This window comes from Chitinophaga sp., assembly GCF_035761305.1.
In the GTDB taxonomy this organism is placed as follows: domain Bacteria; phylum Bacteroidota; class Bacteroidia; order Chitinophagales; family Chitinophagaceae; genus Chitinophaga.
Genome location: NZ_DASTRI010000225.1, coordinates 1 through 10306 on the forward strand (window position 1 = coordinate 1; position 10306 = coordinate 10306).

The window sequence follows — 10306 nt, forward strand, 5'->3', positions numbered from 1 at the left end:
TAGTCAAAATTTTGCCCAAACCTACAAAAGAAAGACGAAAAAATTAATAATGAATAATTAATAATTAATACTTGCAGCGCTGTGCTTAGCCAGGCGCTGTTGTTAATTATTCATTATTATTTTTAATTGCTTAAAAATCCAGCTCCATGTTCAGCTTGTCTTTCAGCTCTTTGATCAGCGGGTACTGCGCGGTCATTAGCTGAAACTGCTCCCGGCTGCTCAACGGTGCAGGCCCGATATCCTGGGTTTGCTGGCTTTCATCCAGCTGCAGGGTAAGTATAATGGCGGGATTGTTGAATTTGCGCTTGAAAAAATCAGAGATAGCCAGCTTCTCTTCTTCCATAAACCGGTATTGTACAATGTTCCGGCTTACAATGCCTATTTCTTCCGGGGCCAGCAGGTTCACAACCGCCAGCTGCAGGTTGCTTACTACCGTCATTTTATTAGCCTGGCGGAAAGTGTCAATAAACTCTTCCCAGTACACGGCCAGGGCGCCGGCTGTAATGGGAATGGCTTCCCGTACGGGATTTTGCTGCTGTTTGGCGGCCAGCGCCTCTTTCATGGCGGCCAGCCCGGTAAGCTTGCCGGTGGCGGCGCCAGGCCTGGCAGGCGTTGTACGTGTTGCCGGCGCTGCAGCAGCAGTGGCTGCCGGTTTTACAGCAGGTGCAGTGTTGGCAGTCGTAGCCACGGAAGAAGCGGCAGCGGGCGTTTTTTGCGTTGCAGGCGCCGTTTCTATAGTGAGCCGGGCCGCTTCATTTTGGGCTATGGAAGCTGTGGTAGCCGGTTTACCGGCTGTTTGTGGGCCGGCTGCCTGGGCAAAAGGCGTGCGCAGCTGTTTGGGCGCCGCCCCGTCAGGCACTAACTTTTTTTTTACCACTTCCCCGGATTGATCATCGCTTACCAGGGTAACGGCCTGCTGCAGGTAGCACAGCTTTATCAGCGCCATTTCCACATGCAGGCGCTTGTTACGGGCCATGCGGTAGTTGATCTCTGTTTCATTGAGCAGGTGCAGGGCCGTGATCAGGTAAGCCGGGCTTACCTTGCCGGACAGCTGCTTGTATCGGTCTTTCAGGTTACCTGATACTTCCAGCAGGTGCAGTACTTTTTCTTCCTTGCACATAAGCAGGTTACGCAGGAACTCTGCCCAGCCGTTCAGGAAATTATCCCCTTCAAACCCCTTTTGCAGTATTTCATCAAATATCAGCAGGGCGCCGGCTACATCCTGCTGCAGCACAGCGTCCATTACTTTAAAGAAGTAGTCGTAATCCAGTATGTTCAGGTGCTCCAGCGTATTCTGGTAGGTAAGGTGGCCGCCGGTAAAGCTCACAATTTTGTCCAGGGTGCTCAGCGAGTCGCGCATGCAGCCGTCTGTTTTCTGGGCTACCAGGTGCAGGGCGTCGGTTTCTACCTGTATCTGTTCCTTTTCGCAGATCTCCTGCAGGTGCTCTACCGTATCTTGTATAGTAATGCGCTTAAAGTCAAAGATCTGGCAGCGGCTCAGGATCGTGGGCAGTATCTTGTGCTTTTCCGTTGTTGCCAGGATAAAGATGGCATAGGAGGGCGGCTCCTCCAGCGTTTTCAGAAATGCATTAAAGGCTGAGGAGCTGAGCATGTGCACCTCATCTATTATATATATCTTGTATTTGCCGGCCTGCGGGGCAAAACGCACCTGCTCCACCAGCGTGCGTATATCATCTACCGAGTTGTTGGAGGCAGCATCCAGCTCATGAATGTTAAAGGAGCTGCCTTCATTGAATGATTTACAGGAGTGGCACTCATTACAGGCCTCTCCGTCCGGTTGCAGGTTTTCGCAGTTAATGGTTTTGGCTAAGATACGGGCGCAGGTGGTTTTTCCTACTCCACGCGGCCCGCAGAACAGGAAGGCATGCGCCAGCTGGTTATTACGGATCGCATTTTTAAGAGTAGTGGTAATGTGGGATTGTCCTACTACGGTAGAAAAATTCTGAGGACGGTATTTACGGGCCGAAACGATAAAATTCTCCATATGCAACGCATTCGCAAAGGCCGAAAGTACACATTTTTTCGGACTGTTTCCGGCCGTATACCCGGTTATTAAAACAGGAGAAAGTAATACGCTGGCGCTTTTCATAGGCCGTTGATAATGAATTATACACCGGCCGGAGAATTAAAGTTCGGCATGTCTGCAAATTTTTTTAATTTCCTTGCCGGTACCTGTTCGTTAATTCCTAAACCGGTATCCTTTGAATAACATTAGAGAGAAATTTTGGGGGCGTGGATGCTTAATCCTTATCAATAACACGGCAGATCAATTGATAAATCATCTCATATATCTGTTGAGAAGTTGCGTTTGTTAAATTATAATCATTTTAGATGCGCATTTTACGTATTACACTCTATGTAACACTGTTTGTTCTGTTAACCTGTAAAATAATTGTAGGCGTAACATCTTTTTACTTTCACCGCAATAATGCCGGCCGGATACGGCAAACCATACACGGCCTGCAGCAGGGCAACGCCGCGCTGCAAACAACAAATGCTGCGCTGGTAACCCTGGGCGCAGTGGAAAATAACGTGCGCCTGTACACCGCGCTGCATGATCCTGCTGATATAACCGCCGGCAGCCTGCAGCTCGATACCCTGTTTGCGCAGCTGGATGCAGCCTGCAAACAGCTGAACGCAGGCAGCGGCAATAATACCGTAACCCGCCTGCAGCAGCGTAAAACCGCTATTTATAACAGGCTGACTGCGCTCCGGCAGGCGCCCGGCCCCCGGCTGGCCAATGCGCTAACAGCGGAAATGCCGGCGCTTAGCTCCCTCACCCATGCGCTGCAGCAACAGGCAAGGCAAATGGATGCCAGCCGCAAAACTGCTGTTACCGCTGAAACAGATGAAAACCTCCGGAAAATGCAGAACGGCTTTACGCTGGTGTTTATATTCCTGGCGCTTACCGCAACGGTTACGGCTATTATCTGGTGGGACTATCACCGGAAAGGAGCGCAGCTCAGGAGGGAAAAGCAAAATGCTGTGGATGCGGCCAGGGCCCGCTCCGTGTTCCTGGCTAATATGAGCCACGAGATCCGTACGCCCCTGAACGCTGTTGTGGGCTTTACCGAACAATTAACCCATACGCCTTTGCAGGAGCACCAGCAGGAGCTGTTGCGCCATATCGACGTATCTGCCGGCATGCTGATGAACGTGGTGAATGACGTGCTGGACTTTTCCAAACTGGACAGCGATTATATATCCATCCAGAAACAACCCTTTACCCTGTACCAGGCGCTGGCCGATGTGGTGAACAGCATGCGCGTACAGGCCGTTAATAAGCAGCTGGAGCTTGATTTTACCTTTGAAGGCAGCCGGCAGCAGCATGTGTGTGGCGATGTGTTCCGCCTGAAGCAGATACTGGTAAACCTGCTGTCCAATGCCATTAAATACACAGAAGCAGGCCGCGTTGCCGTAAAGGCAAAGCTGGTGATTGTTAATAAAGACAAACAGGGCCTGTTTTTACTGGAGGTGGAAGATACCGGCCCCGGTGTGCCACCGGATATTTTGCCCCGCATTTTTGAACGGTTTTACCAGGTACGCACCCTGCATCATAAAGCGGGCGGCACCGGCCTGGGACTGGCCATTACACAACGCCTGATACGGCTGCATGGCGGCAATATCAGCGTAAAAAGCGAGGTAGGAAAAGGCAGCTGTTTCAGCTGCCAGATACCCTACGAGCTGGCCAGCCCCTCTCAAACCGTTATTCTTACCCGCCAGGATATTGAACAATTGGCCAGCAACCAGCTGGACGGCCTGTATGTGCTGATAGCCGACGACCAGGAAATGAACCTGCTATTGCTGAAAATTATGCTTACCCGCTGGAAATGCCGGTTTGATATGGCGCGGGATGGGGCCATCGCCTACGAGCTGTTTAAGACCAATAACTATGACCTGGTGCTGCTGGACCTGCAAATGCCCGAAATGAACGGCCTGGAAGTGGTGCAGCGGATACGCGCGCATGAAGATGCCCAAAAGGCAAAAGTGCCGGTACTGGTGGTTACTGCCGATATAGCCCGGCATGATGAAGAAACCTTTCGCAAAGCCGGCTTTAACGACTGGCTGCTGAAGCCCTTCAAGGAAAAGGATATTTACAAAAGCATTTTGAAACACCTGCCCCGCGCCGGAATAAAAGCAAATTAGATGTGCGGATATGCATATTTAAACCTCATCTACACCATCGGGTGCCGTTTAAATTCCTTCGTGCGGTCAAACAGGTAGCGGTAAGTAGTAAGCTGGCGGCTGCGGTAAGCCCCCAGGTTTTCTCCTATATTGATCATCTTGGGATTAAAATCGCCGATCCACTGCATTTCATAATCATCGTACAAATGCTGCCCCTGTATTAGCTTGGCGCCTTCCAGTATCATAAAGGCATCTACTCCTTTGCCCTGGAATTCCGGCACAATGCCAAATACAATGCCTGTGAACTTGCGGCATTGGCCGGTGTACTTCAGCCAAAGGAACTTCAGCTTTTGCCACAGGCCAAATTTGCCGTTCATATGTTTAAAGAACTGGTTCAGCTCCGGCAGATTGAGCCAGCAGGCAATCGGTGCATTGTTGTAATACACAAACCATACAACCTTTTCATCCATTACGGGTTTCATTTGCCTGAATATCTGCAGGACCTGCGCCTGGCTCAGCTCTTTACCGCCGTCATGTCCGGCCCAGGCTTTATTGTAAATAATTGAAAAATCTTCTGCAAATTTCTCCAGCTGGTTTTTCTTAATATGCCGGGCGGTAAAGGCAGGATCTTTTTCCAGGGCTGCATGGCGTGCATAAAATTTTTCCTGCAGCCGGTCCGCCACATTCAGCGCAAAGCATACCTGGTAAAAGAAAGGCCTGAAGCCATAATTTTCAAACAGGTCTTTATAATAGGGCGGGTTATAGTTCATGCAGTACAGGGGTTCGTGAAAGCCGGCTGTAAGCAGGCCCCACCAGTTATTGCGCTCGCCAAAGTTAATAGGGCCGTCCATAGCGCCCATGCCTCTTTCCTGCAGCCATTGTTTGGCCGTGTCAAAAAGCAGGTTGGCCGCAGCCTGGTCATGTATGCAATCAAAAAAGCCAATGCCGCCGGTAGGCTGCTCGTCGCCTTTGTTGCGGTATTTTTCATTTACAAAGGCGGCAATACGGCCCAGCCATTTGCCATCTTTGCTTTTCAGGAGCCAGCGTACACATTCCCCATGCCGGAAAGCTTTATTTTTCTCGGGGTCAAAAACAGCGTTAATGTCTTTATCCAGTGGACGTATCCACTGGGCGTTATGTTTATTAAGATCTACATGTACCTGTATAAACAGCCGTGCCGTTTTTTCGTTATCTACTTTGATAAGCTCCATAGGGGAGCAAAAATAAGGAAGTCAGTTTAATGAAGCAGAATATATAAAACAATTTTATCATGGCATTATTTTTTCAGGATGGCGGTGCCAGGCCGGTATAAAGCCTGATATTTGAAAAAGGATAAGGACCCGTACCATAATAATTATTATAGATGAAAAGAAAGTCACCGTTAATTTATACCATTCTTGCTTTGTTTGTAGCCGTCAGCCTGGCGCTGGGATATTACCGGCAGCAGCAGCGGGTGCGTACAATACTGCGGGAAAATGAACGCCTGCTCAATGAGAACCGCGACCTGAAGCAAAGCCTGAACCTGGCCAGCAGCACCGCGCAGCAGATAGCAGACCGTAAAGATCAGCAGCAGCGCATGCAGGGAAAGTTTGTAGAGCGGCGTACCTACTACCGCCGCAACTGGCAACAGTTTATTGCGGTTAATACCAGCGATTACCGCACCGGCTTTTTGGGCGGCATTAAAGATCTGCAGGTGATTGTGCGCAATCAAACAGAATATCAGCTGGATAATGTAGTAGTGAATGTACAGTACCTGCGCAGCAATGGAGATGTGTTTAAGTCGGAACAGTATACCATTAACAACGTACCGCCCAAGGAAACCCGCGCAGTAGATGCCGCGGGCAGCCGCAAAGGCATGAAGGTGGTGCTGAAACTGGTGAGCATTACCAGCCAGGCCATGAATTTTTGCTGGGCTGCCAATAAACCGGCTCCTCCCGGCGATCCGGACCCTTTCCAATGTGTAAAGGATTAAACGGGTTGCCGCACAGCCGTCTTTTACAGTATTAACCCTGGCGGCACTAATAAACAAAAGAGGGAAATAAGACATCATCTTATTTCCCTCTTTTCATTCCGTCATCACTACTTGTTCCACTCATTCCGCTTCAATCATCTTACTGCCTGCAGCTTGCTTTATACTGCCTGCCTGCGCTAGTCCCTCCTGACCCTGCCATTGCTCGGATGCGATGCAGGAGCTGGGCGGGGTGCAGGTGCCGAAGGCTGTACACGCGGTGCAGGTGCAGGACGTGGTGCAGGAGCTACCCGTTGCGGCTGTGGAGCCGGATTGCTCCTCGGTTGCGGCGCCGGGTTTACCCTGGGCTGCGGCGCTGGCCTGGATGAAGGCTGTGGCCTGGGCGCAGGTGATGTTACCGGTGCAGCAGCCGGACGGTTGTTAGGCTCGTTGAATATACGCCGGGGCGTATTATTGTTTGGAGCCGGGCGGTTGTTAACAGGACTACTGGGCCGGGTGTTGGGTGCTGGATTGCTATTAGGAGCCGGTGTTACCCGGCGGTTATTATCAAATACACGCTGCGGGGCCCTTCTTTCAGGCGTTGGCGCAGGCGTAACCCGGTTATTATTATTGTTATTCGGTACCGGTGTTACCCGGTTATTGTTATCATTTTCAAATACACGGCGGGTTCTGCCGGGTGTGCCTGGCTGGGTAACATTATTGTTAGGCGCAGGGTTTACCCGGTTAGGCCGGTTATTATCCGCTACGCGCAGCTGGTTGCCCGACGGGCGGAAGATCCGCATCTGGTTATTGGCAACACGGGCGCTGCCGGGGCGGTTACTGTTCACTACCCGTACCGGCTTAATAGTGGTACGTGTTACCCTTTCCACATCCCTTACTTCCGGACCGCGATAGTAACGGTTGTTATTTACAACCCGCACATTGTTGATCACGGTTGTGTTGTTAATGATCGTCACATTGCGGCTGCGGGGTACATAATACCTGTAAACAGACGGGCTGCTGATATACTGGCAGGGCACAAATGACCAGTAAGCAGTAGGAATGTCCACACTTACACCAATGCTTATGCCGGGAGGTAACGGCGCCCATCCGTAATAATCCGGGCTGTTACGCCAGCTTACCCAGGCAGGTCCCCATTCATCACCCGGTATCCATACCCATCCGTAGTAATTATCATATGTCCAGCGGCCGTAGTGGAAAGGCGCCCAACCCCAGGAGTAGTTCGACATCCAGGTCCAGCCGTAATCAGTATATACCCAGTGACCGTTGGTAGAGTAGGGTTGGAAGTCCCGTCCCACGTTAGGTACCCAGGCCTCTCCGTATTGATCATAGTTGATCCAGTTTCCATAAGGGCTCAGCGCATCATAAAAAGATACATCGCCCTGCTGGTAAGGATCCTGCTCATAGCCGTATTGCTGTGGTCTGGCGGTGGCACAGCTATCTGCTAAGGTGGTGATCAGAAAGCTGGCAGCAAGCAGGCTCGCATAAAGGTTTATCTTGCTTTTCATATCGTTACTTTTAAAGTTTCCAGGAAAGCTGTGACCATTTCCTGCAATGTTGTGGTTTACGGTATAATTAGTACGATTATCGTACCAGAGGCGCCTGTTGCGGGGTTTCTTAACCTTATTTAACGCTCGGGAGGGGGATTTTAAGACCAGCTTAACATTTATAAGTTGTAACGCGCAATTTGGCAGGTGAATAGGGGGAGCTGAGCCGAAAATTATGGCAGTTCGGCGATAAGTACGGTGGCCCGGAATTGTTTTGGTATTACTTAATTTCTATATTTGAGGAAGCCCCCAATGAATAATGGTGTTTATTTGAATTTTCCCCTGTTAACCATTACCTTTGCGCCAAATTTTATAAACCACTCTTTTAGTATTTATAAATAGCTATAAAATATGCCTAACACAGGTAAAATCAAGCAAATTATCGGTCCCGTAGTGGACGTTCATTTTGAAGGAAAACTCCCCGAAATCTACAACGCACTGGAAATAACACGTGAAAATGGTCAGAAAGTAGTACTGGAAGTGCAGCAACACCTGGGTGAAGACAGCGTGCGTTGCGTAGCCATGGACTCTACAGACGGCTTTGTAAGAGGCATGGCTGTGGAAGATAAGGGCACTCCTATTAAAATGCCTATTGGTGACCAGATTAAAGGACGCTTGTTCAATGTGGTAGGCGAAGCAATTGACGGCCTGGGCCATATCGACAGCGCAAATGGTTACCCCATTCACCGCCAGCCGCCCAGGTTTGAAGACCTGGCCACCGATACCGAAGTACTGTACACCGGTATTAAAGTAATTGACCTGATTGAGCCCTATGCAAAAGGTGGTAAGATCGGTTTGTTTGGCGGTGCAGGCGTAGGCAAAACCGTATTGATCCAGGAACTGATCAATAACATCGCAAAAGGTTACGAAGGTTTATCCGTATTTGCCGGTGTAGGGGAACGTACCCGTGAAGGAAATGACCTGATGCGTGAAATGATTGAAGCCGGTATCGTAAAATATGGCGAAAAGTTCCAGGAGTCCATGGAGCATGGCGGATGGGAGCTGAGCGCAGTTGATATGGAAGGCCTGAAAAAATCACAGGCTACCTTTATATTCGGCCAGATGAATGAGCCCCCCGGCGCCCGCGCCCGTGTGGCACTGTCCGGCTTAACCATTGCAGAATATTTCCGCGATGGCGATGGCTCTGCCGCCGGCGGTCGTGATATATTGTTCTTCGTAGATAACATCTTCCGTTTCACCCAGGCAGGTTCTGAAGTATCTGCGCTGCTGGGCCGTATGCCTTCTGCAGTGGGTTACCAGCCTACGCTGGCTACAGAAATGGGTTTGATGCAGGAACGGATCACCTCTACCAAAAACGGTTCTATTACCTCCGTACAGGCCGTATATGTGCCTGCGGATGACTTGACCGACCCGGCGCCTGCTACCACCTTCGCGCACCTGGATGCTACCACGGTACTGGACCGTAAAATTTCCGACCTGGGTATTTATCCTGCAGTGAGCCCGCTGGACTCTACCTCCCGTATTCTTACCCCTGCTATTGTGGGTGAGGCGCACTACAACTGTGCACAAAGGGTGAAAATGATCCTGCAGCGCTATAAAGAGTTACAGGATATTATCGCCATCCTGGGTATGGATGAATTAAGCGATGAAGATAAGCTTACCGTATCACGCGCACGCCGTGTACAACGTTTCCTGTCGCAGCCTTTCCACGTGGCAGAGCAGTTTACCGGTTTAAAAGGCGTGCTGGTGCCCATTGAAGAAACCATTCGCGGCTTTAACATGATCATGGATGGTGAAGTAGATGAGTACCCGGAAGCAGCTTTTAACCTGGTTGGCACTATTGATGATGCCATTGAAAAAGGTAAGAAGTTGCTGGAAGCAGCCAAAAACTAATTAATAATGAAGAATGAATAATTAATAATGCCTGCAGATATTATTAATTATTCACTCTCCTTTTAATTATCAATTCTTCATTTTTAATTATTAATTATAATGTTACTGGAAGTTTTAACACCTGAAAGAAAGCTGTTCACCGGAGAGGTGTATGGCGTGCAGCTACCGGGTATAGACGGCTCTTTTGAAGTGCTGGACCGGCATGCGCCGCTGATAGCTGCTTTAGGCAAGGGCAAAATGAAGGTGCTGAAAGATAAAGCGCAGGCAGAATATTACCAGATAGAAGGCGGCTTTGTGGAAGTGCTGCGCAATAAGGCAACGGTGCTGGTAGAAGGCGCCGCTACCCTGTAGTGTACACAAAAGCGCATTAAATAAAATAACAGGCCGGGTATGATTACCCGGCCTTTGTTTTTGTCCTAACTATTCCAATCTAAGAAGACCCCGTTAAAGCGCAGTAAGATTACTGGCCGGGTTATTCAACGAGCAGGTTATTGCCGTTTATGATAATTACATTACGTAACTACCATGCAGCAGGCAAATAACCCTATTCCTATGAAAATGAATAATATTAAGCACTTCTGAACGGTAGCTGCCGGCACAGAAGTACCATTAGTGTATCTTTAATAAGTTTTTAGGGTGTTTTTATATTTATAATCCGATGCAAGCTGGCCTTAAAGGAGGCCTACCGTTATCGTTTTCATAGGTTTAGCTATTCGGTATCAATGCTTTCATTGCTCACGCTCTCACATTTGAAAAATGGGTTAAAATGCATCGCGCTCCGTGGTTGATC

General features: G+C 49.4%; 7 protein-coding genes. 4 read left to right on the top strand and 3 right to left on the bottom strand.

The features are described 5' to 3' along the window. Positions 1-130: 130 nt before the first annotated feature. Positions 131-2005 (bottom strand): DNA polymerase III subunit gamma/tau, encoded by a 1875-nt coding sequence (locus tag VFS25_RS19160; RefSeq protein ID WP_326463787.1) that lies wholly within the window; start codon positions 2003-2005, stop codon positions 131-133. 347 nt (positions 2006-2352) lie between these two features. Between VFS25_RS19160 and VFS25_RS19165 the strand changes: the two genes are divergently transcribed. Further along, a complete protein-coding gene (locus VFS25_RS19165; RefSeq protein ID WP_326463788.1) occupies positions 2353-4167 on the top strand; it encodes an ATP-binding protein in 1815 nt (604 codons plus the stop codon). A 29-nt stretch (positions 4168-4196) separates the two neighbouring features. On the opposite strand, the gene VFS25_RS19170 is transcribed toward VFS25_RS19165, so the two are convergent. Further along, entirely contained in the window at positions 4197-5357 is a 1161-nt protein-coding gene (locus VFS25_RS19170) for a hypothetical protein (RefSeq protein WP_326463789.1), read from the bottom strand. Between the two features lie 152 nt (positions 5358-5509). Between VFS25_RS19170 and VFS25_RS19175 the strand changes: the two genes are divergently transcribed. Further along, positions 5510-6118 (top strand): hypothetical protein, encoded by a 609-nt coding sequence (locus VFS25_RS19175; RefSeq protein ID WP_326463790.1) that lies wholly within the window; start codon positions 5510-5512, stop codon positions 6116-6118. A 176-nt stretch (positions 6119-6294) separates the two neighbouring features. Here the strand turns inward: VFS25_RS19175 and VFS25_RS19180 are convergent, their stop codons facing one another. Further along, positions 6295-7623 carry a DUF6600 domain-containing protein gene (locus VFS25_RS19180; protein ID WP_326463791.1) on the bottom strand — a complete coding sequence of 443 codons (1329 nt, stop codon included), beginning with the start codon at positions 7621-7623 and terminating at the stop codon, positions 6295-6297. Between the two features lie 390 nt (positions 7624-8013). Here VFS25_RS19180 and atpD point away from each other — a divergent pair, with 390 nt between their 5' ends. Together atpD and atpC are read left to right on the top strand one after the other, a co-directional pair. Continuing rightward, the gene (atpD, locus tag VFS25_RS19185; RefSeq protein ID WP_326463792.1) at positions 8014-9516 is read left to right on the top strand and encodes a F0F1 ATP synthase subunit beta; all 1503 of its coding nucleotides are present in this window, start codon (positions 8014-8016) and stop codon (positions 9514-9516) included. 99 nt (positions 9517-9615) lie between these two features. Further along, positions 9616-9867: an ATP synthase F1 subunit epsilon gene (gene atpC, locus VFS25_RS19190; protein WP_326463793.1), complete on the top strand. Its 252-nt coding sequence runs from the start codon at positions 9616-9618 to the stop codon at positions 9865-9867. Positions 9868-10306 lie beyond the last annotated feature (439 nt).